A 26,166-nucleotide genomic window follows, 5' to 3' on the forward strand; every position below is an offset into this window, starting at 1 on the left:
GGTCAGAGGACCGACACCGCCGTGGCCTGCGGGCCGCGGTTGCCCTGGCCGACGTCGAACTGCACCCGGGCGTTTTCGTCCAGGCTCCGGAAACCGCCGCCGGTGATTTCCGAGTAATGGACGAAGACGTCGGCGCTGCCGTCGTCGGGGGCGATGAAACCGAAGCCCTTTTCGGCGTTGAACCACTTCACGGTGCCTTCGGACATTCACGAACTCCTTGTCGCGTCGAACATGCGGCGCTGCCTCGGACGAGGCGGCCAGGCTGCGAGCGCGGAAAAGCAGAAGCCGGAAAGGCACGTGCCGACGCTCGCCAAAAACCTCTGCGGGCGTCAGGAAAAACGAACACAAAAATCTTCAACCGCCCCTAGTGGACCACAGACGGCGGCGGGCCGTCAAACGGTTTGCCCGCGGCGTGGCGCGGCGCCCAGTCCGTGCCGAACCGCGCCGGAGAGTCGCGCACGCCGGGATCGCCGGGGATTCCGCCTCGGCGCGGCCATCGGGAAAAGCTCGGCGCCGGCGGAGGTTCACCGAATCCGTTCGGGAACCGTGTCCACAGTGCGCAGCAGCCGCACCGCGAGTTCCTGACATTCCGCGTCGGACAATTTCGTGTTCTTCTTCAGCACGTCCCGCACCATCTCGACCCGCAGGTCGTATCGGGACACAAAAGCGACGTCCGTGGCCATAGTCATTCCTTCACCGGTTCGTCGTACCTGTCGAGGCGGGCGCGCCGACAGGCGGATCCGCTTGCCGCGGAACCGGCCGTCCGAGACGGCGGCACCCGCGCAAGCCGCGCGGAAACCCTGTGCCGCTAACGGTTTCCGGACCGGTTCGTGCCTGGCGGGCAGGCAATGGAAACAATCGGGCCCGACGACATGCCGGATCTCCCGTCCCCGGCCGTCGGCCGGTCTGAGTCCGAGGACGGCGCGGGTTCGACCACTCGCGCACGAAATGCTCTCGGATGCCCCCAGCGTACACGCCGGCCGCACCGGGTGTGTTAGAACTTGGGCCTAGCAAAGGGGCCCTTGTGCACCAGCTCAGTCTCGGCGTCGTCGCGCGTTCCCGGAAAGAGAACGAACGGCGGTTGCCGATCCACCCGCGGCATCTCGATCGGATCGACGCTGATCTCCGGCGGTCGATCTACCTCGAACACGGCTACGGCGAACCGTTCGGCATCCCCGACGAGCGCCTGGCGGGCACCGTCGCGGGCGTGCGCACGCGAGAACAGCTCATCGCGGAGTGCGACGTCGTCCTGCTGGCCAAACCGCTGGCGGAGGACGTCGCCGGACTGCGCCCCGGCCAGGTGCTGTGGGGGTGGCCGCACTGTGTGCAGGACGCCGAGCTGACCCAGCTGGCCGTCGACCGGCGGCTGACCGTGATCGCCTTCGAGGCGATGAACCACTGGCGGCGCGACGGCTCGTTCGGCCTGCACGTTTTTCACAAGAACAACGAGCTGGCCGGCTATTGCTCAGTGCTGCACGCCCTGCAGCTGATCGGGCTGACCGGGGACTACGGCCGCCGGCTGCGGGCCGTGGTGATCGGGTTCGGCGCTACCGCGCGGGGTTCGGTGACCGCGCTGAACGCGCACGGGATCCACGAGGTCGACGTCCTCACCGCACGGGGGCTCAGCGCGGTCGGCTCGCCGATCCATTCCGCCACGATGGTGCACGTCGACCACGACGCGAACAACCCGGGCGATCTTCGCCGCAGCCACGCGCTCACCGGCCGCGGCCGGGTGCCGCTGGCGGGATTCCTCGCCGAGCACGACATCGTCGTCAACTGCGTGCTGCAGGACACCGACGCTCCGCTGACGTTCCTCATCAAGGAGGACCTCGCCGCGTTCGCCCCCGGCAGCCTCATCGTCGACGTCTCCTGCGACGAAGGCATGGGCTTCAGCTGGGCACGGCCGACGACCTTCGCCAGCCCGGTCTTCCCGGTCGGCGACAGCATCACCTACTACGCTGTCGACCACAGCCCGTCCTACCTCTGGAACTCGGCGACCTGGGAGATCAGCGAAGCCCTGCTGCCGCATCTGCGGTCCGTCCTTTCCGGACCGTCCGCATGGGACGGTCACGAGACCGTCCGGCGCGCCGTCGAGATCCGGGACGGCGTCATCCGCAACCCCGCGATCCTGTCCTTCCAGCAGCGCTCGCCGGAATACCCGCACCGGGTGTCCGCGAACAGCTGACGCACCCGCCTGCCACCGGTTCCCGGCACTGTCAGGCCAGTTCGACCAGCAGCGCGGCGAGCTGATCCGGCGACGACCAGAACGGCGAGTGCCCGCCGTCGATCTCGCGGACAGTCGCGCCGAACAGTTCCTGGGCCAGTGCGGCGTTCACCCCGCAGTCCACCATGCGATCGTCGCGACAGGACACGTAAGTCGCCGGCACGCGGCGCTGCGGCAAGTCCGGGCAGATTTGCCGGCCCAAGGTGTTCGCGCTGGGGCGCAGCCGGCCGACCGCGTCGGCGGCGTCGGCCGGGGTGCAGTCGTGGTACATCAGGCCGGTCGCGTCGGCCGGATCCAGCACGACGCATCCGGACTCGTCGACGACCGCCCTGGCGAGAACCTTCTGCAACGGCTCGGCAATCAACGGGAACCCGCTGTCCGGCATCGCGATTCCGGGCCTGCGCACCAGGGCCGCGAGCAGGACGAGCGAACTGACCGCCGGATTGCCGGTCGCCAGCGGGGCGACCATTCCGCTCATCGAGTGCGCCACGAGGACGACGTCGGACCGGTCCCGGATCGCGTCTTCGAGCACCGCGAGGTACTCGTCCTGGCCCGCCTCGGCCGTGTCGCACGGCAGCGACGGGCACAGCACCTCGTGACCGCGCGCGATCAGGCGCTCGCTCACCCGCTCCCAGCACCACGGACCGTGCCAGGCCCCGTGCACGAGGACGAACGTCTTCGGCTTCTCGCCATTCATGATGATCACGCTAACCACGCCTTGGGCGCCGGAGGTTTCGTCGAGCGCCCGCGGGTGGATTCTTTGCCCGAACGGCCTCAGCCCGCTTCGCTTGCGTGCGCTCGGCGCGGCCAGCTGTCCTGGAGCAACTGCGCGAGTTCGTCAGGCACCTCCAACGGAAGGAGGTGTCCGCTGCGAGGAATGACAGTCATGCTCGCTCGCTCCAGGTAGGGCAGCAGATTGTCGCGCAGCACCCCGGCCGGCTCCACCCGGTCGTGCTCGCCCGCGACAACCAGGACGGGAACGTCGATGTCGCGGGCCGCGCCGGTGATGTCCTGGGCGATGCCGTGCAAGGGCCATTCGAGGCGGGCTTCTTCGCCGCAGGCACGGGAATCCGCCACGATCTGAGCTTTCGTCTCGTCGTTCAGCGCCGTGGCGGTGAGAACGGTGTCGCGTGCGCCGGCTGTCGACTCGTCGGAGTCGTAGGCGTGCGACAGTCCTTCCTGGTATTCAGGCGTCACCATCGCGGCGGGCTTGGCCGGTCCGGGAGCGACGAGGACGAGACCAGCGAGCCCGCCCGGACGTGCGGAAGCCGCCAGCTGCGCGACTTTGCCGCCCATCGAATGCCCGACCAGGACGTAGTCGGTCACCCCCGCATCGGCGATGACGGCGCTGGTGTCGTGCGCGAACTGTTCCAGTGTGTAGGGGCCGGGCAGTTCGCGCGAGCGTCCCCACCCACGCAGATCGACGGTCAGCGCCGCGCGCCCCGGCAACCGGTCGAGCACCGGCTGCCAGGTGCGCGCCGAGCCGCCCCAGTAGTGAAGAAATACCAGCACAGGTCCGTCGCCCGGCCGGTAGTCGTAGACAGGAAGCTGAGTCGATGTGCTCGTAACCATGAGAATGTCCTTTTTCCACGCCGTTTTGCTCGCTCTCGAGTCAACCGCCCAGGTCGCGCGGGCGCATCGTCGAGATCGGACCGGGCATGGTGAAAAATGGACAGCATGACCGGGATCCGTCAGCTCGCCTACCAGCCGCCCGATGAGTTCGGTGCGCCCGTCGAGACGATGTCGTTCGCGAAGCTGCGGCGGCTGAACCACGGCACGACCGAACGCGGCGATTTTCACGTGCTGGCAGTGGTCCGGCGCGGACACGGCCGGGTCTCGGCCGACTTCGCGAGCTACCCGCTGGCCGCCCGGAGCGTGGTGTGGATCCGCCCAGGCGTCGTGCACCGCTGGGCCGACCTCGGCGATCTGTCCGGAGACCTGGTGCTGTTCGTGCCCACCGCACCGGCCACCCCCGGCAGCCGCGAACTGGCGGCCGATCCCCGCGCGGTGCCGTCCTGGACCGTCCCCGCCGCACAGTGGCCGCTGATCAACGCCGCCCTAGCGCACCTTCGCAGCGAGGCCGGTGCCGTATCGCAGCCACGGACCGGCGAACTGCTCGGCCTGGTGCTGTCCGCCCTGCTGCTGCGGCTCGCGCCCCCGTCCGGCGAGCCCGGGGCGGGTCTCTTCCCTCGATTCCGCGCTGCTGTGGAAGAGGATTTCCGGCTCCACCACGACGTGGCCCACTACGCCCGCAAACTCGGGTACGCCCCGAGAACGCTCACGCGCGCCGTCCAGGCGGCGACCGGCCGCAACTGCAAGGACTATCTGTGCGAACGCTTGGTCCTGGAGGCCAAGCGATTGCTCGCCCACGACCGGCTCAGCGCGGCTCGCTGCGGGCAACGGCTGGGTTTCCCCGACGCCGCGAACTTCTCGGCGTTCTTTCTGCACCAGACCGGCGTCCGCCCGGGGCAATGGCAGTCGGAGAACCTGACCGGACGCGAGTAGCGCCGCCGCCCCGAGACCGGGCGGGGGAGCCGCTTCGCTGGCCGGAACCCGGCGGAACGTGTCTTCCAGGCCGGTTATGCGCGAGTGGCCGCGACCTTAGCGTGAGGCCGTGATCATCATTTCCGCCGTTCTCATCGGCGTTGCTTACACACTGCTCAATTCCTTTATCTCCGAGCCGTACCGCCGCCGTTTCAACGCGATCATGGTCGCGGGCGCCGGAGCCGCCTACCTGAGCAGCGGCGCGTTCGGCCCGTGGGAGCTGGCGTTCGCCGCCGCGGTGACCTACTGCGCCTACCGGGGCCTGGAATCCTGGGCTTTCATCGGCATCGCCTGGCTGCTGCACACGACTTTGGACGTGCTGCACCACATCAAAGGCGCGCCGATCCTGCCGTTCGCGCACACCTCGTCGCTGGGCTGCGCCATCTGCGATCCGGTGATCGCCATCTGGTGCTTCACCGGCGGGCCGTCGGTGAAGGAAGCGCGTACGAAACTTGTGTCCGTACGGGCCTGATCTTGCGTCGCTCCCGGAATTGCCTTCGACGAGGAAACAGTCGTCCGCCCGCAGCGGCGAAAGTTCTGGCGGGCGCGGTGCTCAGGGGTTCCGGTCTGGCGGGAGGGCAGCGCGGTCGTCGGCGTCGTGCTCGGCGTGCTCGGCGGCGTAGCGCTGGGTGTCGTGGTCGTACCAATCCTGGTAGCCCCGCATCCAGTCCTGCATCCCGTCGATGTACCCGGCCACTGCCGGGCTGGCCCAGTCGCGTGTCGCTTGGGCCAGGCGGCTGAACGCGGCGATCTCCGCCCGCACTCGTTCCGCGGTCGCCTCGACCGCCTCGTCCAGGGTGCGGCCGTGGGCGGCGTAAAGGGTGACCATGTTGCGGAACTGGCCGGGCTGCTGTGCCTCGACTGGCAGGCTTTGGATGTCGTTGGACCAGCACACCACGTTGTTGGCGTGCATGCGCAGCTCGTGGACGGCCGGATGGTGGTATTCCTCGGCGGTGACGGGCGCGCCGCGGGCGGCGTCGGACAGCGCCAGGCAGGGGTTCATGCCGCTGGTGTGCCGCCGGATCGTCTCGTAGCCGTCGAGGCCGATGGGGTCCGGCTGAAGGTGGTTGAGGATTTGCAGTCCGGCCGTGGCCGCCCAGAGCCGCATGCCGGTGGCGAACCGGTCGAAGTGCTCGGGCGAGAGCCGGGCGCGCAGGCGGCGGCACACGTCCAGCCATGCCGTCTCGCCGTAGACCGGACGCGTCCGGGTCCGGTCGTGATCGAGGACGTCGATCATCGCGGTCAGATTGGTCAGCGTGGCGGGAGCGACGGTGTCGACGCGGTCCACGAACAGGTCGTCGGCGAGGAAGAACCACAGGAAATAGTCGGCGATGATCTGTAGCAGCGCTGTATCGGCGCGGGGATAACACCGCGCGGCGAGGTAGCTGTAGCGGGTGCGGACGACCCGCTCGCGGTAATCGGCGGTGGGGATGAGCCCGTGGTCTTGCCCCCAGCCGATCATCTGCTGCTCGACCGCGGCGGCGTCGGGATGGCAGGCGCCGGGCCAGGGGAACTGGAAGCCGGGAACTTCGATCGCGGCGAATTCGGCGGAGCGTGCGGCGTCGTCCATGGCTGCCTTCCGGTCGTGCGCACGGAACTCAGGACCGGCGCCGAACTGCCGGCGGCGGGGCACCCTCGTCTGCAGGGCAGTAAATACGGAACATCGCGGCCCGACCGGACTCACGCGAACGGCGAGGGACAGGTGTCCCTCGCCGTCCGGTCAGTCACATCCAGTGAGATGAGGTGAAACCCCGGGCCGTCACCAGCCCCGCTCAGCGAGCCGGTGCGGCTCCGGCACGTCCTCGACGTTGATGCCCACCATCGCCTCGCCGAGCCCGCGCGACACCTTCGCCAGCACGTCCGGGTCGTCGTGGAAGGTCGTCGCCTTCACGATCGCCTCCGCGCGCTGCGCCGGGTTCCCGGACTTGAAGATGCCCGAGCCCACGAACACGCCCTCCGCGCCGAGCTGCATCATCATCGCCGCGTCGGCCGGGGTCGCGATGCCGCCCGCGGTGAACAGCACGACCGGCAGTTTGCCCGCCTCGGCCACTTCGCGAACCAGTTCGTACGGCGCCTGCAGCTCCTTGGCGGCGACGAACAGCTCGTCCTCCGGCAGGGACTGCAGGCGGCGGATCTCGCCGCGGATCTTGCGCATGTGCGTGGTCGCGTTCGAGACGTCGCCGGTGCCGGCCTCGCCCTTCGAGCGGATCATCGCCGCGCCCTCGGTGATCCGGCGCAGCGCTTCGCCGAGGTTGGTCGCGCCGCAGACGAACGGCACGGTGAACGCCCACTTGTCGATGTGGTTCGCGTAGTCGGCGGGGGTGAGCACCTCGGACTCGTCGATGTAGTCGACGCCGAGCGACTGCAGCACCTGCGCCTCGACGAAGTGCCCGATCCGGGCCTTGGCCATCACCGGGATGGACACCGCTTCGATGATGCCGTCGATCAGGTCCGGGTCGCTCATCCGGGCGACGCCGCCCTGGGCGCGGATGTCCGCGGGGACGCGCTCCAGCGCCATGACGGCGACCGCGCCGGCGTCCTCGGCGATCTTGGCCTGGTCGGCGGTCACGACGTCCATGATCACGCCGCCCTTGAGCATCTCCGCCATGCCGCGCTTCACCTTCGCGGTGCCGGTGACGGTCTGGGGTTCGGCGTTCTGCTGCTGCGACACCTTGCGGGCCTTTCTCGGGGGGGAGCGGAAGTCTTCCTTCCCGTCCAGCGTAAGACGACGGTGGACCGCTGAGGCAGGCCATTGCACGGCTATCTCGGAAGGCCACTTTTCGCGCGGGAAGATCCACTCCGGCTCGGTCACTTTTCCGCCGGGAAGCGTTGACCTGGGCCTTCCGGATCGGCCTACCATGGAAGACGGGACCGGCTCGCGGCACCAGGGCCGGTCCGGTGCCGGTGGAGACCACCTTCGAGGTGGCCACTGGTGACAGATTTCAGCAGTCCACTTCACGCCGGCGCGGGACCGGCCGCCGGAGCGCCCTCCGGGTGGGCGGCGGCCGCTGCGCTGCCCGCCTGACCTGCCCGGTTGCGTTCCGGGCGGCCCCCCTAAGCTGGGGTGAACGTCTCATGGGAGGTCGGGTGGCGACAGCTACGGGAGCACTGCCGACGGTCGGCGTGCTCGCCCTGCAAGGCGCTGTGCGCGAGCACGTCGCGATGCTGGAGGACGCGGGAGCCCGCGCGGTTCCGGTGCGCCGTCCCTCCGAGCTGGCGCGCGTCGACGGCCTGGTGCTGCCCGGCGGGGAGTCCACCACGATGTCCCGGCTGCTCGAGACCTTCGAGCTGCTGGAACCGCTGCGCGAGCGGATCGCCGGCGGCCTGCCCGCGTTCGGCTCGTGCGCCGGGATGATCCTGCTGGCCCGCCAGGTGCTCGACGGGCGCCCGGACCAGCAGCAGCTCGGCGGGCTCGACGTGGTCGTGCGGCGCAACGCGTTCGGCAGGCAGGTCGACTCCTTCGAGGCCGACCTCCCGTTCGCCGGGCTGCCCGGCGGGCCGCTGCACGCGGTGTTCATCCGGGCCCCGTGGGTCGAGAAGGCGGGAGACGGCGTCGAGGTGCTGGCCACCGTGCCCGACCCGGACGACCCGCCGGACGGGCCGGGGGCCGATAGGATCGTCGCCGTCCGGCAGGGGGCGGTGGTGGCCACGGCGTTCCACCCGGAGATCACCCGGGACGAGCGCGTGCACCGGCTGTTCGTCGAGCTCGTGCGGAAAGCCTGAGCAAGGATTGCGGCGGCCTCGCCGGGAGGCATGCGGCCGCGGGAACAGATGGAGGAAAGATGAGCGGCCACTCCAAGTGGGCCACGACGAAGCACAAGAAGGCGAACCTCGACGCCAAGCGGGGCAAGCTCTTCGCGCGGCTGATCAAGAACATCGAGGTCGCCGCCCGCACCGGGACCGGCGGAGGGGACCCGGACGGCAACCCCACGCTGTACGACGCGATCCAGAAGGCGAAGAAGAACTCCGTCCCGCAGGACAACATCGAGCGGGCGCGCAAGCGCGGCGCCGGCGAGGAAGCGGGCGGCGCCGACTGGCAGACCATCACGTACGAGGGCTACGGCCCGAACGGCGTCGCGGTGCTGATCGAGTGCCTCACCGACAACAAGAACCGCGCCGCGATGGAGGTCCGCACCGCGCTCACGCGCAACAACGGCTCGCTCGCCGACCCGGGTTCGGTCGCCTACATGTTCAACCGCAAGGGCGTCGTGATCATGCCCAAGGCGGACGCGACCGAGGACGACGTCCTGATGGCGGTCCTCGACGCGGGAGCCGAAGAGGTCAACGACCTCGACGAGAACTTCGAGATCGTCTCCGAGGGCACCGACCTCGTCCCGGTGCGCAAGGCGCTGCAGGAGGCCGGGTTCGAGTACGAATCGGCCGAGCTGACCTTCCTGCCGTCGGTGAGCGTGCCGCTCGACGTCGAGGGCGCGAAGAAGGTCTTCAAGCTGATCGACGCGCTCGAGGACTGCGACGACGTGCAGAACGTCTACGCGAACTTCGACGTGTCGGACGAGGTCATGGCCGCGGTGGACTGATCCACTCGCGACACGACACGGCCGCGCCCCCGGCACTCCGGGGGCGCGGCCGTTTTCGTTCCGGTTTCCGTTGGCGCGCAAGGGAAATCGCGAAAATCCTTGGAGCGGCGGGAAAATGACCGGCGCGGGGACTGGGCTCGGGCGCGCGGGTGGGGCAGAATGTCGGCCGTGACGACCTCCGCCCTCACCGAGCAAGAGCAGAGCCTCATCGCCTGGATCGAAACCCAGGCGCGGGAACGGGGCAACGCGGTCATCGCCGTGCCCGCCGACGACCAAGGGGCCGGCTACTGCTTCACCGCGTGCGCGTGGGCGTTGCACAACGTGCCCGAGGCGGTCGTGATCGGCCTGCCCGACCACATGGCCCCGGTGCTGCTCGACGCGTACGTCGACCGTTCCGCCAACGGCGAGATCTTCGAGGTCGGCAAACGCTACGACGATTTCTTCGACGGCGCGCCGGTCGTGTTCGAACGTGTCGCGAAAGGGCACTACCCGGAGTACTTCGGGTCCGCGTTCCTCGTCTACCCGGACGGCGACTTCCCGGCGCTGCAGATGATCGTCGCGACGCCGGACGGGCACTTCCCGTGGCACGCCGACGCGCCCGAGGGCTTCGCCGAATGGCAGCTGGTGCTCACCGAGAGCGGGGACCCGGAGAGCTGGACTCCTGGCGTCGACGGCCCCTGACCGGGCCTCAGCCGCCCAGCGCGGCCAGGTCCTCGGCGGCGTCCGGGAATCGTGCCGCCAGCGTTTCCGGGTCGGCGAATTCCACGCAGTCGTCGGTGTAGGGCGGCACGACCACGGTGCCGAGCAGGCTCCACGCGCCCAGCGGCACCGTCGCCTGCCACGTCCCGGCGGGCACGACCACCTGCGGGCGTTCTCCCGCGGCCACGTCGCTGCCCAGCACCGGGCGCGTCACTTCTCCGTCCGGGTGCAGCAAGAGCATGCGCGCGGGGGAGCCGGCGTGGTGCACGAACACTTCGACCCGGTCGAGGCGGTGCGGCGCGGAGATTTCGGGCGCGGTGAGCAGGTAATAGATCGCCGACCCCTCGGCGGCGCGCCAGCTCTGCGCGAACCGGCCGCCTTCCACCGGAAGCGGCTCCAGACCCAGGTGCGCGATGTAGTCCTCCGGTCCCGGCATGCCTCCATCGTGCTCGCGGGCGGCTCCGTCCGCCATGCCATCGCCGGTGCCGACACGTGTGCGCGTGTGTTAGTGCGTGTCTGCGCGGGGCCATCAGCTTCGACCGTTAGCCTGCATCTCGAACTAATGTTCGCGCGGGCGGAGGAGAAACGGTGCGGGTGCTCGGGGTCGACCCCGGTCTGACCAGGTGCGGCCTCGGCGTGGTCGACGGCGGCAAGGGCCGGTCGGTGCGCCCGGTCGCGGTCGGGGTCGTGCGCACGCCCGCCGACCAGGACCTCGCGCAGCGGCTGCTGGGCGTCGCCGACGAGGTGGAGCGCTGGCTCGACCGCTACCGGCCGGAAGCGGTGGCCGTCGAGCGGGTTTTCGCGCAGCACAACGTCCGCACCGCGATGGGCACCGCGCAGGCGGGCGGGGTCGTCGCGCTGGCGGCGGCGCGGCGCGGGCTGCCGGTCGTCTTCCACACGCCCAGCGAGGTCAAGGCCGCGGTCACCGGGTCGGGGCGCGCGGACAAAGCGCAGGTCACCACCATGGTGATGCGGCTGCTCGGGCTCGAGGTCAAACCGCATCCGGCGGACGCGGCCGACGCGCTCGCGCTCGCCATCTGCCACCTCTGGCGCGAGCCGATGCGGGTTCGCCTTGCCGAGGCCGAGGCCCGCGCGGCCGAGCTGGTCCGCGCCCACAAGGCCCGGCTGGCGGCCGCGGCCAAGGCGGCCGGATCCACCACGAAGAAGAACGAAACAGGAGCACGACGATGATCTCCTCGGTACGCGGCGAAGTGCTGTCCGTCGGGCTCGACCACGTGGTGGTCGAGGTCGGCGGCGTCGGCCTCGCCGTGCAGGCCACCCCGGCGACGCTGGCCACGCTGCGCCGCGGCGAGCAGACGCGGCTGCACACCGCGTTGGTCGTGCGCGAGGATTCGCTGACCCTCTTCGGGTTCGCGGAGGAGGACGCGCGCGAGCTGTTCGGCCTGTTGCAGACGGTGTCCGGGATCGGGCCGCGGCTCGCGCTGGCGACGCTGGCCGTGCTGGAGCCGGACAAGCTGCGCGCGGCGCTCGTCGAAGGCAACATCACCGTGCTCACCCAGGTGCCCGGCATCGGCCGCAAGGGGGCCGAGCGGCTCAGCCTCGAACTGCGGGACAAGGTCACCGCGCTCGGCGGCACGGCCGACGCCCCGGTGGTGGCCGCGCCCGGCGCGCTGCGCGGCGAGGTCGTGGAAGCGCTGGCCGGGCTGGGTTTCCCGGCCAAACAAGCCGAGCAGGCGGTGGACCGCGTGCTGTCCGAAGGCGACGGGCACACCACGTCCTCGGTGCTGCGCGCGGCGCTGGCCCTGCTCGGCCGCAAGCGGTAGCCGCCGATGAACCACGAAGTGACCGAGTTCGACACTGGCGGGTACGAGGCGGACGACGAAACGCTGTCCGCGCTCGCGCAGACCGGCGAGCGCGATCTGGAGACGTCGCTGCGGCCGCGCAAGCTGGACGAGTTCGTCGGCCAGGAGCGTGTCCGCGAGCAGCTGGAGCTGGTGCTGGAGAGCGCCCGGCGGCGCGAGGTGCCGCCGGACCACGTGCTGCTGTCCGGGCCGCCCGGGCTCGGCAAGACGAGCATGGCGATGATCGTCGCCGCCGAACTGGGGGCGGCCATCCGGATCACCTCCGGGCCCGCGCTGGAACGCGCGGGCGACCTGGCCGCGATGCTGTCCAACCTGGCGCCGGGCGACGTCTTGTTCATCGACGAGATCCACCGGATCGCCCGGCCCGCCGAGGAAATGCTGTACCTGGCGATGGAGGACTTCCGGGTCGACGTCGTGGTCGGCAAGGGGCCGGGCGCGACCAGCATCCCGCTGGAGATCGCGCCGTTCACGCTGGTCGGGGCCACCACCCGGTCCGGCTCGCTGACCGGGCCGCTGCGCGACCGGTTCGGCTTCACCGGCCAGATGGAGTTCTACTCCGCGGCCGAACTGGAGCTGGTCGTGCGCCGGGCGGCGAAGATCCTCGGCATCGAGATCGACCGGGACGGCTGCGCCGAGATCGCCGGTCGTTCGCGTGGCACGCCTCGGATCGCGAACCGGCTGCTGCGCCGGGTCCGCGACTACGCCGAGGTGCGCGCCGACGGAAAGGTGACGCTGGAGGTCGCCCAGGCCGCGCTGAAGGTCTACGACGTCGACGAGCTGGGGCTGGACCGGCTGGACCGGGCCGTGCTCGGCGCGCTGACCCGCTCGTTCGGCGGGGGACCGGTGGGCATTTCGACGCTCGCGGTCGCTGTCGGCGAGGAGTCGACTACGGTCGAGGAGGTGTGCGAGCCGTACCTGGTCCGGGCCGGTATGCTCGCCCGCACTCCGCGCGGCAGGGTCGCGACCGCGGCCGCGTGGCAGCACCTCGGACTGGTGCCGCCCCCGGAGGCGGGACGCCCCGAGGCGGGCGGTCCGACGCTGTTCGACCAGGCCTGACAAGGGCGGACAGCGGCCCGGGTGGTGGCGTTTCCGCCGGTACCTGGCACACTCGAACACAGCACATCCGTCGAAACCGGACGCGGGCAGCCGAGAAAGGCGTCCGTCGAGGAGAGTCATGAACCAGTTACTGCTGCCGTTGCTGCTGCTGCTCGTAGTGGCCGTGCCGCTCGTCATGGGCACCCGCAAGCAGAAGAAGCAGCAGGCGGCTCAGCAGGAGATGCAGAACAGCATCGCCCCCGGCGACCGCGTGATGACCACGTCGGGCCTGTACGGCACGGTCGCCGACACGAGCAGCGACACCACCATCGACATCGAGATCGCGCCGGGCGTCGTCACCACCTGGCTGCGGCTCGCGGTGCGCGAGAAGGTCGAGCCGGCCGTCGAGACCGAGGAGACCGAGGACTCGGCCGAGACCGAGGCCGCGGGCATCGAGGCGGCCCCGGCGACCGCGGCGTCCACGGTGTCCTCTTCGGAAGCGCCGGCCCAGGAGTCGATCTCCGCCGAGGAGAAGCAGACCTCCGGCGCGCAGGTGGCGCCCCCGCTCGAGCACGGGAAGAAGTAGCCTCCGGGCTTCACCGGGCAGTGATCCGCCCACAGCCTACGAAAGTCGGTACGGGCGAACGCCGGGCTCACGCAGCACCGAGTACTGTCTCGGTGCTGCGTGCGTGTCCGCCGTCATAGTTCACGCCCAGCCGCGTCCGGGGGACCCCCTTCCGGCTCGCGCACCCGAACCACTTGGGGTCCATCCAGTCCGTGCCAGTTCGAGGAGACCGAAGCACCGTGGCACCATCGGCCGGGCATCTTCGCCCGGGACGCTATCTCGCCTTCTTCGCCCTGATCGTGGTCGTGCTGTACGCCTTGGTGTTCTTCACCGGCGGCGGCAAAGCGACGCCGAAACTCGGCATCGACCTGCAGGGCGGCACCCGGGTCACGCTCACCGCGCGCACGCCCGACGGCGGCCAGCCCACCCGCGATTCGCTGAACCAGGCGCGCCAGATCATCGAGACCCGCGTCAACGGGATCGGCGTCGGCGGCACCGAGGTGGTGCTCGACGGCAACAACATCGTGATCACCGTGCCGGGCGAGCAGGGCGACGAGGCGAAGAACCTGGGCCGGACCGCCAAGCTCGGGATCCGCGAGGTGATCACCTCGGTCCCGAACGCCCCGGCCGCGCCGCCCTCGGCCCCGGCTTCCGGAGCGCCGAGCGCCCCGGCGACCGCGCCGAGCAAGCCCGGCGGCGGCGGGGGAGCGGAAGGAGCCCCGGCGCAGCAGCCGCCGAGCACGACCCCCTCGGCCCCGGCCAGCGGCCAGAACGCGGGCAAGAACCCGATCGAGGAAGCCCGCGCCGTGCGCCAGGCTCCCGCGCTGATGCCGAAGGACCCGAAGAACCAGCAGGAGGCCGCCGCCGCGCAGGCCGCGCAGCAGAAGGCGCTCGCCGCGCTCACCTGCGCGCCGAACGCCGCGGACCCGCTGGAGGGCAACGACCTGCCGAACCAGCCGCTGGTCACCTGCGGCGACAAGGACGCCACCAAGTACGTGCTCGGCCCGGAGATCATCCCCGGCACCGAGATCGCCAACGCCAACTCCGGCTACGACCAGCAGCGCGGCCAGTGGATCGTCGACCTGAGCTTCAAGAGCGCGGGCGGCAAGACCTGGGGCGACTTCACGTCGGCCAACATCGGCAAGCAGGCGGCGTTCGTGCTCGACACGGACGTGGTGTCCGCGCCGACCGTGCAGAACGCCATCCTCGGCGGCAACACGCAGATCACCGGCAAGTTCACCCAGACCGACGCGAAGAACCTGGCGGACATCCTCAAGTACGGTTCGCTGCCGCTGTCGTTCGACTCGTCCGACGCCACCACGGTGTCCGCGACGCTCGGCTACGCCTCGCTGCAGGCCGGCCTGATCGCCGGCGCGATCGGCCTCGCCGTCGTGTTCGTCTACTGCCTGTTCTACTACCGGCTGCTCGGCATCCTCACGATCTGGTCGCTGGTGCTGTCCGGCCTGCTCGTGTACGCGGTGCTGGTGCTGCTCGGCCGGTGGATCGGGTACACGCTCGACCTCGCGGGCGTCGCCGGCCTGATCATCGCGATCGGCATCACCGCCGACTCGTTCGTCATCTACTTCGAACGGCTGAAAGACGAGATCCGGGAGGGCCGGACCTTCCGGTCCGCGGTGCCGCGCGGCTGGGCCAGGGCGCGGCGCACGATTCTCGCCTCGGACGCGGTCAGCTTCCTCGCCGCCGCGATCCTCTACATCATCGCGGTCGGCGACGTGCAGGGCTTCGCCTTCACTCTCGGCATGTCGACGGTGCTCGACCTGGTGGTCGTCTACCTGGTCACGCATCCGCTCGTGGCGATGGTGTCGACCTCGAAGTCGAAGTTCCTTTCCAACCCCCGGAATCTCGGCCTCGGCGCCGTCCAGAAGCTCGGCTCGCAGCGCAAGTCCACGCGCCCCGCTCCCGGCCGTCGCGCGAACGTGAAGGAGGCCTGACGTGAGCGACGAAACCGCAGGCGTCACGTCGGACAGCCCCGAAAGCCCGAGCGGCCGGGACGGCTCCGGCGGCATCGCGGCCAGTTCCAGCAAGAAGGAAAGCTTCTTCCACCGGCTCTACGTCGGCACCGGCGCGGTCGACATCGTCGGCTCGCGCAAGCGCTGGTACCTGTTCTTCGCGCTGCTGCTCCTGGTGTGCATCGGCTCGATGATCTTCCGCGGCTTCAACGTGGGCATCGAGTTCGAGGGCGGCACGCAGATCCAGCTGCCCGCGCACGGCACGCACGGCCAGATCACCCAGGACCAGGTGATCAAGTCGTTCAACGCCGCGCTCGGCGAGGCCCCGGCGGAGACCCAGACGGTCGGCACCGGCAACGCGTCGACCATCCAGACCCGCTCCGAGACCCTCACCGCCGATCAGGTGGCGAAGGTCAAGAAGCAGATCTTCGAGGACCTCGGCCCGATCGGCAGCAACGGCAAGTCGAGCGAGCAGGCGATCAGCGACAGCGCGGTCAGCGCGTCGTGGGGCGACGAGATCTCGCGCCAGGCCCTGATCGCGCTCGCCGTGTTCCTGGTCGCCGTCGTGATCTTCCTGGCGATCTACTTCGACACCCGGATGGCGTTCGCGGCGCTCATCTCGCTGCTGCACGACATCGTGGTGACCGCGGGCGTGTACTCGCTCGTGGGCTTCGAGGTCACGCCCGCGACGGTGATCGGCCTGCTGACGATCCTCGGGTTCTCGCTGTACGACACCGTGGTGGTGTTCGACAAGGTCCGGGAGAACACCCGCGGCCTGCTCGGGCTGTCGCGGCGGACGTACGCGGAGGCAGCGAACCTGGCGCTGAACCAGACGCTGATGCGGTCGTTCAACACGGCGTTCATCGCCCTGCTGCCGATCCTGGGCCTGCTGATCGTCGGCTACATCCTGCTCGGCTCGGGCACGCTGCAGGACCTGGCGCTGGTGCAGCTCACCGGTACCTTGGTCGGCGTCCTGTCGTCGGTCGCGCTCGCGACGCCGCTGCTGGTCGACTTCAAGATGCGCGACCCGCAGTACAAGCAGCAGGCCGAACGAGTGGCCGCCCGCCGGGCGAAGGCCGCGAAGCGCGAAGCCGCCGCCGACGACGAGTTCGACGCCAACGACGACGAGCAGCTGGCCGCCGAACTCCGCAGGGAGAAGGCGCTCTCCGCCGCGGCCGGGGTCCCGGCCCGGCACCCGAAGCAGCGTCCGTCGGGGAAGAAGAAGCGCTGAGCCGATGAAGCTCGACGAGGCACTGGACCTGATCGCCGAGGTGCCGGATTTCCCGGAGCCGGGCGTGCTGTTCCGCGATCTCAGCCCGCTGTTCGCCGACGGCCCCGGCTTTGCCGCGGTCGCCGACGGACTGGCGGAAACCCTCGACCCGGCGGCCGACTTGGTCGCCGGCGTCGAGGCCCGCGGCTTCCTCTTGGCCGCGGCGGTCGGCTACTCGCGCGGCATGGGCGTGGTGCTGGTCCGGAAACCCGGAAAGCTCCCGTCCGTTGCCGGTCGAGTCGACTACGCGCTGGAGTACGGCACGGCGAGCGTCGAACTCCCCGCTGGCGTTGTTCAGCCCGGCCAGCGCATCGCGGTCCTGGACGACGTCCTGGCCACCGGCGGCACCGTCGCGGCCACCGCGAAACTGCTGGAAGACGCAGGCGCGACAGTCACCGGCGTTTCCGTCGTGCTGGAGCTTGCGGCGCTGGGCGGCCGCGCTGCTTTGGGCGGCCGTTCGGTTCACGCACTCCGCACCGTCTGACCGACCGTATTCTGCGGCTGGACCACGCTTAGCCGCCTATGCCGCGGGATCGCGCCCTCCAGACGACGACTTGAGGGCGATCCCGCCGCGGCGGCGAAGCCGACGCCGAAGGCGCAAGTTACCCTGAAGGTTCGAGGCCGCACGAAGCAGCTGGAGGTGCGGGTGAGCCAAGAGCTCGACGCCAATGTCCCCGCCAAAGGCGGTGCGACCCCCGCGAAGAGCGGCGCCACCGCCGCGGACACCGGGACCCGGCCCAACGGAGCCGCGCCCAACCCCTCCGCGACCCGCCGCGTCCGCGCAAGGCTGGCCCGGCGAATCACCGCCCAGCGCGCCGCCCCGGTCAAGCAGGTCCTCGAACCCCTGGCCGTCATCCACCGTGAGCTCCACCCGAACTCCGACCTGGGCCAGCTCCAACGCGCCTACGACGTCGCCGAAGAACTCCACCGCGAACAACGCCGCAAGTCCGGCGACCCGTACATCACCCACCCCCTCGCGGTAGCCACGATCCTGGCCGAACTCGGCATGGACACCACCACCCTCGTCGCGGCTCTGCTGCACGACACGGTGGAGGACACCGGCTATTCGCTGGAGCAGCTGAAGGCCGATTTCGGCGACAAGGTCGGCGAGCTGGTCGACGGCGTCACGAAGCTGGACAAGGTCAAGCTCGGCACCTCAGCCGAAGCGGAGACCATCCGCAAAATGGTGATCGCGATGGCGAAGGACCCGCGCGTCCTGGTCATCAAGCTCGCCGACCGGCTGCACAACATGCGCACGATGCGCTTCCTGCCTCCGGAGAAGCAGGCCCGCAAGGCGCGCGAAACGCTCGAGGTGCTCGCCCCGCTGGCGCACCGGCTCGGCATGGCCACGGTGAAGTGGGAGCTGGAGGACCTCGCGTTCGCGATCCTGCAGCCGAAGAAGTACGACGAGATCGTGCGGCTGGTCGCCGACCGCGCGCCCTCGCGCGACACCTACCTGCGCAAGGTGATCGCGGACCTGACGAACAACCTGGTGTCGTCGCGGATCACCGCGAAGGTCGAGGGCCGCCCGAAGCACTACTACTCGATCCACCAGAAGATGATCGTCCGCGGCCGCGACCTGGACGACATCCACGACCTGGTCGGCGTGCGGATCCTGGTCGAGGACGTGCGCGACTGCTATGCCGCGATGGGCGTGGTGCACGCGCTGTGGCAGCCGGTTCCCGGGCGGTTCAAGGACTACATCGCGCAGCCGCGGTTCGGCGTGTACCAGTCGCTGCACACCACGGTGATCGGGCCGGACGGCAAACCGCTCGAGGTGCAGATCCGCACCTACGACATGCACCGCACCGCCGAGTACGGCATCGCCGCGCACTGGCGGTACAAGGAAACCAAGGGCACGCACGCCAGCAACAACGCGATGGAGCTGGACGAGATCGCGTGGATGCGGCAGCTGCTCGACTGGCAGCGCGAGGCCGCGGACCCGGGCGATTTCCTCGAATCCCTGCGCTACGAACTGGCCGCGCGCGAGATTTTCGTGTTCACGCCGAAGGGCGACGTCATCACGCTGCCCGCGGATTCGACGCCGGTGGACTTCGCGTACGCGGTGCACACCGAGGTCGGCCACCGCTGCATCGGCGCGCGCGTGAACGGCCGGCTGGTCGCGCTCGAGCGGAAGCTCGAAAACGGCGAGGTCGTCGAGATCTTCACGTCGAAGGCGGAGAGCGCCGGGCCGAGCCGCGACTGGCTGCAGTTCGCCGGTTCGCCGAAGGCGCGCGCGAAGATCCGGCAGTGGTTCGCGAAGGAGCGCCGCGACGAGGCGATCGACGCGGGCAAGGAAGCGATCACCAAGGAGATCCGCAAGGTCGGGCTGCCGATCCAGCGGCTTGTGTCGGCGGAGTCGATGGGCTCGGTCGCGACCGAGCTGCGGCACGGCGACATCTCGTCGCTGTACGCGGCCGTCGGCGAGGGCCACACCAGCGCGAAGCACGTGGTGCAGCGGCTGGTCGCGCTCATCGGCGGGGTCGAGGAGGCCGAGGAGGAGCTGGCCGAGCGGGCGACGCCGTCCACGGTCACGCGCCGCCGCGGCTCGAACGACGTCGGCGTCATCGTCAAGGGTGCCAGCGACGTCTGGGCGAAGCTGGCGCGCTGCTGCACGCCGGTGCCGGGCGACGAGATCCTCGGGTTCGTGACGCGCGGCGGCGGCGTGAGCGTGCACCGGACGGACTGCACGAACGCCGACGACCTGCGGACCCAGCCGGAGCGGCTGGTCGAGGTGGAGTGGGCGCCGTCGTCGTCCTCGGTGTTCCTGGTGGCGATCCAGGTCGAGGCGCTAGACCGGCACCGGCTGCTGTCGGACGTCACGAAGGTGCTCGCCGACGAGAAGGTGAACATCCTGTCGGCCTCGGTGACGACCTCGCGGGACCGGGTGGCGGTGAGCCGGTTCTCGTTCGAGATGGGCGACCCGAAGCACCTCGGGCACGTGCTCAAGGTCGTCCGCGGCGTCGAGGGCGTGTACGACGTGTACCGGGTGACCTCGGCTTCATAGCTGATCCGGCGGCGAACAGGACGCATTGGTCGAGACCGCGGGCTGGCAGCTTCCCTGCCGGGCCCGGGGATGCGCCCGCGTGCCCCGCGCGGTCGAACAGGAGCATTTCTCCCGGGAGCGCCAGCAGGTGCAGCGGGACTGCGTTTCCGGCGAAGACCGGCGCGCGGCGTTCACGGCACCAGCTCCCCGAACCGGACCCCGTGCCGGGACGCGATGTCGCCGAGCAGCGGCACCGCGTCCGGCCACGCGGTGCCGGACGGCACGGTGCCGTCGATTTCGCGGAAGAACCGGCCCATCGCGTCGTCCGGGGTGACCACGAGGAACTTCGCGTGCGGCGTATGCACGGTGAAGGTGTTGGGCGTGCCCGCCGGGATGTGCACGAAGGCTCCTGGTCCGAGGTCGTGCAGCTCGCCGTCCAGGCAAACAGTGAGCTGGCCGTGCAGGACGTAGAACCCCTTGTTCCACGGGTCGGCGTGCGGCGGGACTGCGGGGCCGCGCGGAGCGTCGACCTCGAACAGCTCGTAGCCGCCAGTGGCCGTGGCGGACGCTTTCACCGTCACGGTCGCGTCTTTCGTGTCCAGTTCCGGGCCTTCGCCCGCGGTGGTCAGGTGAATGGTCATGCCGCCGAAGGTAGAAACGCTGCGGGGACGCGACCATCCCGGAAATCAGGGATACCGGCGCGGGAACGGCGCGCGCATACTGCGTCGAGTGTGGGAAGGCCGGGCGCGGAGCGTGCGGCGGGAGCTGGCGGCTCTCGCCTCGGCCGGGTGCGGCGTCGCCGAGCTGCACGCGGCGGCGATCGACCTGGTCGAGCGGGTCGTGCCGGCGGAGCTGACCTGCTGGGCGTCGCTGGATCCGGACACCGCCGTGATCAGCTCGATGACCAGCGGCCGGGCTCGCATCCCGGGGGAGTACGAGCCGTTGCTGGCGACGTACGAGTACGACGGCGCGGAACCGCATACTTTCGCGCAGCTCGCCCGGCGTCCGGTGCCGGTGGCGCGGCTTTCCGACCTGCCCCGTCGCGAACGCGAGCGCAGCGGGCGGTGGGCGCGGGTGTGGCGGCCGCTCGGGCTGGAGAGCGAACTGCGCGTCGGGTTCCGCGCGGACGGCGTCTGCTGGGCCGCGGCGGGTCTGGTGCGCAGGGGCGAATTCAGCGATCGCGAGGTGGAGTTCCTGACGTCGATCGGGCCGACGCTGGCGGCCGCGACGCGAGTAGCGGCGCTGGCTCGGGGTGCGGCTCCCGCGGTGGATCCGGCGATCGTCGTGGTCGGGCCGGACGGTCGCCGTCGCGGGGCGACCGAGGGGGCCGGAGCGTGGGAGTCCGAATTGGACGCGATCGCCGACGGCCGGTTCGCGGTGCTGCTGCGGGCGGTCGCGGCCGGTGCTCAGTCCGCGGCGGGCGGGACGTTCCGGGCGCGGGTCCGCGACGCGCGCGGCGGCTGGATCGTGTTGCAGGCCAGCAGATTGGTCTCGGACGACGATGCCCGCGACATCGTGGTGACGATCCGCCGCGCCTCCGGCGGCGAGCTGCTGGACGTGCTGCTGGCGGCCTACCGGCTGACCGCGCGCGAACGCGACGTGTGCCGGGAGGTGCTGGCCGGACTGTCCACTTCGGACATTTCGGCGCGGCTGGGGATCTCGGCGAACACGGTGCAGGACCACCTGAAATCGGTGTTCGGCAAGGTCGGCGTGCGCAGCCGGGGCGAGCTGACGGCGCGGCTGTCCGGTTAGGCCGGTGACCTGTCCCACAGCGGGATCGCGGCGAGGGCGCATTAGGGTGCTGGGCATGACGGACGGACTCGAGTTCACCCGCGACGGCGCCGTGGCCCGGCTGACGTTCTCCCGCCCGGAGAAGATGAACGCGATCACCCATGGCATGTGGGCGGCGATCCCGGGCGTGGCGGCCGAGGTCGAGGCCGATCCGGAGCTGAAAGCGCTCGTGCTGACCGGAGCCGGGCGGCACTTCTCCGCGGGCGCGGACATCGGCGAGTTCCGCGAGCTGCGCTCGACCGCCGAAGCCGCCGCGAAGTACGACGAGGCCGTGGACAGCGCGGTGGCGGCGCTGACCGCGATGCGCAAGCCGACGATCGCGATGGTCCAGGGCAACTGCATCGGCGGCGGCTGCCAGATCTCGGTCGCCTGCGACTTCCGCTTCGCCGCGGACGACGCGCGCTTCGGCATCACCCCGGCCAAACTCGGCATCGTCTACCACTTCGCCTCGACGCGGCAGCTGGTGTCGCTGGTCGGCCCGGCGCACGCCAAGTACTTCCTGCTGTCCGGCGAACTCGTCGACGCGACCCGGGCCCGCGAGATCGGGCTGGCCAACGACGTCTTCCCGGCCGCGGACCTGGAAGCCGCGACGGCCCGGTTCGCCGCGACCCTCTGCGGGCGGTCGCAGGCCTCGATCCGCGGGATGAACCGGATCATCGAGAAGATCGTCGCGGGCCAGGAGAAGACCGACGACGAGGTCGAGGACATCCGGCTCGCCGCGCTGCACGGGGAGGACTACGCGGAGGGCGTGGACGCGTTCCTGAACCGGCGCGCGCCCGAGTTCACCTACCGCTGACGGCCGGATAAGCAGTTGACCGGCGGGCGAGACTGAGGCCTGTGCCGCTCACCATCCATCGCCGCAGCCAGAACCCGGACCTCTTCCGGGCGACCGACCACGCCGATTTCGACCGGGCGTGGCCGGTCTTCATGCAGCACAACCCGACCGGGCACCTCTACTACGGCGAACTCGACCCCGTCGCCGACTACGTGCTGCTCGCGACGGACGGGGACGAGCCGGTCGCCAAGGCCTACTCCGCACCCTTCGCGTTCGGAGGCCCCGGACGTGAGGAACTGCCCGACGGCGGGTGGGACCAGGTGATCCGGTGGCAGCACGCCGACCGGCTGGCCGGCCGCGAACGCAACGCGGCGACCGCGCTGGAGATCGTCGTCCGCAAGGAACAGCAGGGCACCGGGCTCTCGTCGGTGATGGTGAAAGCTTTGCGGGACAACGCTTTCCGGCTCGGCCATGACGTGCTTTACGCGCCGGTGCGGCCGTCGCGGAAGGCGGACGAACCCGAGACTCCGATGAGCGAATACGCCTTCCGGGTGCGCGACGACGGCCTGCCCTACGACGCTTGGCTGCGGGTGCACGTGCGCGCGGGCGGGCGGATCGTGAAGGTCTGCCCGGTGTCGATGACCATCCCCGGCACACTCGCGCAGTGGCGGGAATGGACCGGACTGCCGTTCGACACCGACGGCCCGGTGGTCGTGGAAGGCGCGCTGAGCCCGGTGCTGGTGTCGCTGGCGCAGGACGCCGCTGTCTACGTCGAGCCCAACGTCTGGGTCGAGCACCGCAGGCCCTGAAACCGGCGGGGCTGCGTCAGATCTCGTCCCACGGCGCGGCTTCGTAAGCCGCCGTCAGCAGTTCCGGCGCGGCGGGCGAGGTGCGCAGCGGCACGTCGTCGACCGAAGCGACCAGGCGGCCGATCGTCGTGGAGTTCGTCAGGAACATCGCGTCGACTTCCGGGAGCTCCGCCGGGTACACCGGCCGCGTCTCCTGCGGGACTCCGGCCGCGCGCAGCTGTTCCGCGAGCACCAGGTACGTGATCCCCGGCAGCACCTCGGCTTCCGGCCACACGACCGTCCCGTCGCGCAGGAAGCCGACGTTCCAGATCGTCGCCTCGCTGATCCGGCCGTCGCCGCCGAGGAACACGGCGTCGTCGTAGCCGGCGAGGGCGGCGGCGCGCGAATGGTGCGTGAGGCCGAAGCCGCCGAGATGCTTCACGTGCGGCAGATCCCGTTGGTAGGCAACGGAGCGCAGCCTGATCGGGGTGGCGATGTGGTCGCTGGGCGGCGCGGTGCGCACCAGGATTTCCGGCTTCATCGCGGCGTCGTGCGGCGAAGACCGCGAGAAAATGATCACTCGCACGGACAGCGCGCCTTGCCCGGCCACGAGCCGCCGGACGTAAGCGCGGACCAGATCGGTGTCCAGTTCGCTGCCGAACACCTCCCGGGTGTTCGCCGCGAGCCGGTCCAGGTGGTAGCGAAGGCCTCGTACGCGTCCGTCGCGCACCTGCATCGCGGTGAAATGGCCGTAGCTGGTCGCGGCCGCAGCGAGATCGGCGGTGCCCGGAGCGGCACCGCCGATCTCGACGCGCACAGTCAACTCAGGAAACCGTGACGGCGGTGAACTTGACCGGCTCCTTGGGCTCGCCGGTCGAACCGTCCTGGCCGATCGCGCCGATGCCGTTCTTCGCGATCTTGTCGAGCACCTTCAGGCCCTCGTCGGAGATGCTGCCGAAGACGGTGTAGTTCGGCTGCAGCGGGGCGGTGCCGTACACCATGAAGAACTGGCTGCCGCCGCTGTTCGGCTGGCCGGTGTTGGCCATCGCGAGGATGCCGCGGCCGTACTTCGCGGTGTCGATGAACTCGTCCGGCACGGTGAAACCCGGGCCGCCGCGGCCGTCCTTCAGCACGTCGCCCTTCGCGTCCGGGTCGCCGCACTGCAGCATCTGCAGATCGGTGACGCCGAGGCGGTGGCAGATCGTGTCGGTGAAGAAACCCTGCTTCGCGAGGCTCTCGAACGCCTGGACGGTGCACGGCGCGAGCGAGCGGTCCAGGGTCATCGGGATGTCGCCCTGGGTGGTCTTCATCGTGATGTTCACGGTCCCGGCCGAGGACACGTTCTTCCCGTCCGGCGCCGTCGCTTTCTTCCCCGACGGCGGCTTTCCGCTGGCGTCCGCCGGGTACGAGCACGTCGTCGGGTTCGGCAGCGCCTTGGGGCGCTTGGGGAGCGCGGTGCGCTCGGTGGGGATGTTCGTGACGCTCGGGACCGGCGGCGCGGAACTCGACGGCGGAGCGGCGGCCTGCTGGTCGCCGCTGCCGCCGCTGTTCACGATCCACACCACGAGACCGGCGACGATGAGGACCGCACCGCCGACCACTCCAGCGCCCACGATCTTGCGTCGCTTCGCCTGTTCCGCCCGGCGCACGAGCTGCCGCTCGAGTTTGCGCTTTGCGGCTTCTCGGCGCTGCTGGTTGGTCGCCACCCGCCCTCCAGTTTCCGCTCGAAGTCACACGTCTGAGGTAGCGGCAGTGTATGGGCACAGCCTGTTAGGACCACGTACAGGGGCGGCTAGTCTTCACCGGGTCGTGATCAAGGCCGCTTCCGGGGAGGAGGGTTCGGTGCTCGTCGCCGGGTTCGCCGCGGGTCCGCTGCGCTCGAATTGCTATCTGCTGGCTCCCTCCGCCGGAGGTCCGTGTCTCGTCGTCGACCCGGGCGAAGGCGCCGCCGAACCGCTCGCCGCCGCACTGGCGGAACACGACCTGACGCCGGTCGCGCTGCTCGCCACGCACGGCCATCCGGACCACATCGGCGCCGCCGCCGAGCTGGCCCGGGAGCACGGCGTGCCGGTCCGGCTGCATCCGGGCGACGCCGATTGGTACGCCGCGCCGTACGAACCGCTCGCGCCGGGGGACGTCGAGGCAGCCGGGCTGGCCGTCGGAGTGCTCCCGCTGCCCGGGCACACGCCGGGGTCGGTGGCGTTCACCGTCGAGACGGGCGAGGGTGGCAGGCTGGTGTTCACCGGGGACACGCTTTTCGCCGGATCGGTCGGGCGCACCGGCGGATCCGGCTCCGAACTGGAGAATTCGTTGCGCACACTGCTCACGCTCGCCGACGACACCGTCGTGCTGCCCGGCCACGGACCGGCCACGACCATCGGCCGCGAGCGCGCCGGGAACCCCTTCGTGCCGGGAGCCGGGAAGTGACCGGGGACGACGGGAAACCGGCGGAGCGCCTCCCGCTGTTCGCCGACGAGCCCAAACTGCGCCGCCGCCGCGCGTGGTCCGGCGTCTTCGGCGTGCTGATCCTGGCCGCCGCGTTCGGCGGGATCGCCGGGCTGATCGGCGGGCAGGTGACCGGGCTGATCGTGGCGGCGGTCGTCGCGCTTCCGCTGATTTACGTGGTGCTGTACGCGTATCGACGGCGGATCTGGCTGGAAGGCACGACGCTGGTCGTGCGCACGTGGGGCATCCGGCGGGTCGACCTGCGGGAAGCGCCCCGGCTGGACGTGGTGATCAGCGACGTTCGCGGGACTCGCACGGTGGCGTTGCTGGTGAACGCGGGACAGCGGCGGCGCGCGGTGAAGCTCGATTTGGCGGTGTTTTCCGGGACCGGCGGACGGGAGCTGGGGGCGCTGCAGTTGCGGCGGCTGGCGGATGCCGTGCTGAACAACACTGAGGCGAATGGGCTGGTGTTTTCGGAGCTGCTGGTGGCGGAGTTGCGGGCGGAGGCTCGGGGGGACGCGGTGGCGGAGAGGCCGTTGTATCGGCTGGCTTCGGTCGCTCCGGCTGGGAAGTATTTGCAGCGGTTTCCTATGGAGGCGGTTAGCAGGTTTGTGGCTCAGTTGGATTGAGTCGGCTGTGTTTGATGGTGCGGCGGGGATTGAGCTGGGTGTGTTTGATGGTGCGGCGGGGATTGAGCCGGCTGTGTTTGATGG

General features: G+C 70.3%; 29 protein-coding genes. 19 read left to right on the forward strand and 10 right to left on the reverse strand.

All coding sequences use genetic code 11. From position 1 onward, the window contains the following. Window positions 1-2: 2 nt before the first annotated feature. Window positions 3-206 carry a cold-shock protein gene (locus ACWGIC_RS38020; RefSeq protein WP_452080788.1) on the reverse strand — a complete coding sequence of 68 codons (204 nt, stop codon included), beginning with the start codon at window positions 204-206 and terminating at the stop codon, window positions 3-5. Window positions 207-524: 318 nt separating this feature from the next. Continuing rightward, the gene (locus ACWGIC_RS38025) at window positions 525-683 is read right to left on the reverse strand and encodes a DUF6307 family protein (RefSeq protein ID WP_452080789.1); all 159 of its coding nucleotides are present in this window, start codon (window positions 681-683) and stop codon (window positions 525-527) included. A 341-nt stretch (window positions 684-1,024) separates the two neighbouring features. Here ACWGIC_RS38025 and ACWGIC_RS38030 point away from each other — a divergent pair, with 341 nt between their 5' ends. After that, on the forward strand, window positions 1,025-2,185 hold the full coding sequence (locus ACWGIC_RS38030; protein WP_452080790.1) for a N(5)-(carboxyethyl)ornithine synthase: 1,161 nt from the start codon (window positions 1,025-1,027) through the stop codon (window positions 2,183-2,185). 31 nt (window positions 2,186-2,216) lie between these two features. On the opposite strand, the gene ACWGIC_RS38035 is transcribed toward ACWGIC_RS38030, so the two are convergent. Together ACWGIC_RS38035 and ACWGIC_RS38040 are read right to left on the reverse strand one after the other, a co-directional pair. Beyond that, window positions 2,217-2,921 carry an alpha/beta fold hydrolase gene (locus ACWGIC_RS38035; protein ID WP_452080811.1) on the reverse strand — a complete coding sequence of 235 codons (705 nt, stop codon included), beginning with the start codon at window positions 2,919-2,921 and terminating at the stop codon, window positions 2,217-2,219. A gap of 77 nt (window positions 2,922-2,998) precedes the next feature. Continuing rightward, window positions 2,999-3,796 carry an alpha/beta fold hydrolase gene (locus ACWGIC_RS38040; protein ID WP_452080791.1) on the reverse strand — a complete coding sequence of 266 codons (798 nt, stop codon included), beginning with the start codon at window positions 3,794-3,796 and terminating at the stop codon, window positions 2,999-3,001. A 105-nt stretch (window positions 3,797-3,901) separates the two neighbouring features. On the opposite strand from ACWGIC_RS38040, the gene ACWGIC_RS38045 reads away from it, so the two are divergent. Together ACWGIC_RS38045 and ACWGIC_RS38050 are read left to right on the forward strand one after the other, a co-directional pair. After that, window positions 3,902-4,729 (forward strand): helix-turn-helix domain-containing protein, encoded by an 828-nt coding sequence (locus tag ACWGIC_RS38045; protein WP_452080792.1) that lies wholly within the window; start codon window positions 3,902-3,904, stop codon window positions 4,727-4,729. A 112-nt stretch (window positions 4,730-4,841) separates the two neighbouring features. Then, window positions 4,842-5,240 (forward strand): DUF6010 family protein, encoded by a 399-nt coding sequence (locus ACWGIC_RS38050; RefSeq protein ID WP_452080812.1) that lies wholly within the window; start codon window positions 4,842-4,844, stop codon window positions 5,238-5,240. A gap of 81 nt (window positions 5,241-5,321) precedes the next feature. Here ACWGIC_RS38050 and ACWGIC_RS38055 read toward each other — a convergent pair whose 3' ends face one another. Then, window positions 5,322-6,338, reverse strand: coding sequence for a terpene synthase family protein (locus ACWGIC_RS38055; RefSeq protein WP_452080793.1), 1,017 nt, complete (start codon window positions 6,336-6,338; stop codon window positions 5,322-5,324). Between the two features lie 189 nt (window positions 6,339-6,527). Continuing rightward, window positions 6,528-7,439, reverse strand: coding sequence for a pyridoxal 5'-phosphate synthase lyase subunit PdxS (gene pdxS / locus ACWGIC_RS38060; RefSeq protein WP_037811282.1), 912 nt, complete (start codon window positions 7,437-7,439; stop codon window positions 6,528-6,530). Window positions 7,440-7,843: 404 nt separating this feature from the next. On the opposite strand from pdxS, the gene pdxT reads away from it, so the two are divergent. From pdxT to ACWGIC_RS38075, 3 genes are all read left to right on the forward strand, one after another. Then, entirely contained in the window at window positions 7,844-8,491 is a 648-nt protein-coding gene (pdxT, locus tag ACWGIC_RS38065; RefSeq protein ID WP_452080794.1) for a pyridoxal 5'-phosphate synthase glutaminase subunit PdxT, read from the forward strand. A gap of 59 nt (window positions 8,492-8,550) precedes the next feature. Beyond that, on the forward strand, window positions 8,551-9,306 hold the full coding sequence (locus ACWGIC_RS38070; protein WP_452080795.1) for a YebC/PmpR family DNA-binding transcriptional regulator: 756 nt from the start codon (window positions 8,551-8,553) through the stop codon (window positions 9,304-9,306). Between the two features lie 159 nt (window positions 9,307-9,465). Beyond that, entirely contained in the window at window positions 9,466-9,987 is a 522-nt protein-coding gene (locus ACWGIC_RS38075) for a DUF4262 domain-containing protein (protein ID WP_452080796.1), read from the forward strand. A gap of 7 nt (window positions 9,988-9,994) precedes the next feature. Here ACWGIC_RS38075 and ACWGIC_RS38080 read toward each other — a convergent pair whose 3' ends face one another. Then, window positions 9,995-10,441, reverse strand: a complete 447-nt coding sequence (locus tag ACWGIC_RS38080) for a cupin domain-containing protein (protein WP_452080797.1) — start codon at window positions 10,439-10,441, stop codon at window positions 9,995-9,997. Between the two features lie 152 nt (window positions 10,442-10,593). On the opposite strand from ACWGIC_RS38080, the gene ruvC reads away from it, so the two are divergent. The 8 genes from ruvC (at window position 10,594) to ACWGIC_RS38120 (ending at window position 19,675) form a co-directional block, all read left to right on the forward strand. Continuing rightward, a complete protein-coding gene (gene ruvC, locus ACWGIC_RS38085) occupies window positions 10,594-11,196 on the forward strand; it encodes a crossover junction endodeoxyribonuclease RuvC (protein ID WP_452080798.1) in 603 nt (200 codons plus the stop codon). Then, window positions 11,193-11,789, forward strand: a complete 597-nt coding sequence (ruvA, locus tag ACWGIC_RS38090; RefSeq protein ID WP_452080799.1) for a Holliday junction branch migration protein RuvA — start codon at window positions 11,193-11,195, stop codon at window positions 11,787-11,789. The genes ruvC and ruvA overlap by 4 nt, the downstream gene beginning before the upstream one ends. 6 nt (window positions 11,790-11,795) lie before the next feature. After that, window positions 11,796-12,884, forward strand: coding sequence for a Holliday junction branch migration DNA helicase RuvB (ruvB, locus tag ACWGIC_RS38095; RefSeq protein ID WP_452080800.1), 1,089 nt, complete (start codon window positions 11,796-11,798; stop codon window positions 12,882-12,884). A 118-nt stretch (window positions 12,885-13,002) separates the two neighbouring features. Further along, window positions 13,003-13,449 carry a preprotein translocase subunit YajC gene (gene yajC, locus ACWGIC_RS38100; RefSeq protein WP_452080801.1) on the forward strand — a complete coding sequence of 149 codons (447 nt, stop codon included), beginning with the start codon at window positions 13,003-13,005 and terminating at the stop codon, window positions 13,447-13,449. Window positions 13,450-13,667: 218 nt separating this feature from the next. Continuing rightward, window positions 13,668-15,380, forward strand: coding sequence for a protein translocase subunit SecD (gene secD, locus ACWGIC_RS38105; RefSeq protein WP_452080802.1), 1,713 nt, complete (start codon window positions 13,668-13,670; stop codon window positions 15,378-15,380). A gap of 73 nt (window positions 15,381-15,453) precedes the next feature. Further along, entirely contained in the window at window positions 15,454-16,629 is a 1,176-nt protein-coding gene (secF, locus tag ACWGIC_RS38110) for a protein translocase subunit SecF (protein WP_452080813.1), read from the forward strand. Window positions 16,630-16,633: 4 nt separating this feature from the next. Beyond that, window positions 16,634-17,152 (forward strand): adenine phosphoribosyltransferase, encoded by a 519-nt coding sequence (locus ACWGIC_RS38115; protein ID WP_452080803.1) that lies wholly within the window; start codon window positions 16,634-16,636, stop codon window positions 17,150-17,152. Between the two features lie 162 nt (window positions 17,153-17,314). After that, the gene (locus tag ACWGIC_RS38120; protein WP_452080804.1) at window positions 17,315-19,675 is read left to right on the forward strand and encodes a RelA/SpoT family protein; all 2,361 of its coding nucleotides are present in this window, start codon (window positions 17,315-17,317) and stop codon (window positions 19,673-19,675) included. A gap of 170 nt (window positions 19,676-19,845) precedes the next feature. Here the strand turns inward: ACWGIC_RS38120 and ACWGIC_RS38125 are convergent, their stop codons facing one another. After that, window positions 19,846-20,295 carry a cupin domain-containing protein gene (locus ACWGIC_RS38125; protein WP_452080805.1) on the reverse strand — a complete coding sequence of 150 codons (450 nt, stop codon included), beginning with the start codon at window positions 20,293-20,295 and terminating at the stop codon, window positions 19,846-19,848. Here ACWGIC_RS38125 and ACWGIC_RS38130 point away from each other — a divergent pair. From ACWGIC_RS38130 to ACWGIC_RS38140, 3 genes are read left to right on the forward strand one after another with little or no spacing between them, the layout of a single operon-like run. Next, on the forward strand, window positions 20,294-21,406 hold the full coding sequence (locus ACWGIC_RS38130; RefSeq protein ID WP_452080806.1) for a helix-turn-helix transcriptional regulator: 1,113 nt from the start codon (window positions 20,294-20,296) through the stop codon (window positions 21,404-21,406). The genes ACWGIC_RS38125 and ACWGIC_RS38130 overlap by 2 nt on opposite strands. A gap of 55 nt (window positions 21,407-21,461) precedes the next feature. Continuing rightward, the gene (locus tag ACWGIC_RS38135; RefSeq protein ID WP_452080807.1) at window positions 21,462-22,241 is read left to right on the forward strand and encodes an enoyl-CoA hydratase/isomerase family protein; all 780 of its coding nucleotides are present in this window, start codon (window positions 21,462-21,464) and stop codon (window positions 22,239-22,241) included. A gap of 41 nt (window positions 22,242-22,282) precedes the next feature. Further along, window positions 22,283-23,029: an N-acetyltransferase gene (locus ACWGIC_RS38140; RefSeq protein WP_452080808.1), complete on the forward strand. Its 747-nt coding sequence runs from the start codon at window positions 22,283-22,285 to the stop codon at window positions 23,027-23,029. 16 nt (window positions 23,030-23,045) lie between these two features. Here ACWGIC_RS38140 and ACWGIC_RS38145 read toward each other — a convergent pair whose 3' ends face one another. Beyond that, on the reverse strand, window positions 23,046-23,825 hold the full coding sequence (locus ACWGIC_RS38145; RefSeq protein WP_452080814.1) for an aminotransferase class IV: 780 nt from the start codon (window positions 23,823-23,825) through the stop codon (window positions 23,046-23,048). A 7-nt stretch (window positions 23,826-23,832) separates the two neighbouring features. After that, the gene (locus ACWGIC_RS38150) at window positions 23,833-24,714 is read right to left on the reverse strand and encodes a peptidylprolyl isomerase (protein WP_452080809.1); all 882 of its coding nucleotides are present in this window, start codon (window positions 24,712-24,714) and stop codon (window positions 23,833-23,835) included. 136 nt (window positions 24,715-24,850) lie between these two features. Between ACWGIC_RS38150 and ACWGIC_RS38155 the strand changes: the two genes are divergently transcribed. Both ACWGIC_RS38155 and ACWGIC_RS38160 read left to right on the forward strand, forming a co-directional pair. Then, a complete protein-coding gene (locus ACWGIC_RS38155) occupies window positions 24,851-25,435 on the forward strand; it encodes an MBL fold metallo-hydrolase (protein WP_452080815.1) in 585 nt (194 codons plus the stop codon). Beyond that, the gene (locus ACWGIC_RS38160) at window positions 25,432-26,082 is read left to right on the forward strand and encodes a hypothetical protein (protein ID WP_452080810.1); all 651 of its coding nucleotides are present in this window, start codon (window positions 25,432-25,434) and stop codon (window positions 26,080-26,082) included. The genes ACWGIC_RS38155 and ACWGIC_RS38160 overlap by 4 nt, the downstream gene beginning before the upstream one ends. Window positions 26,083-26,166: the final 84 nt, after the last annotated feature.

The sequence above is a fragment of the Amycolatopsis sp. NPDC054798 genome (assembly GCF_053611505.1).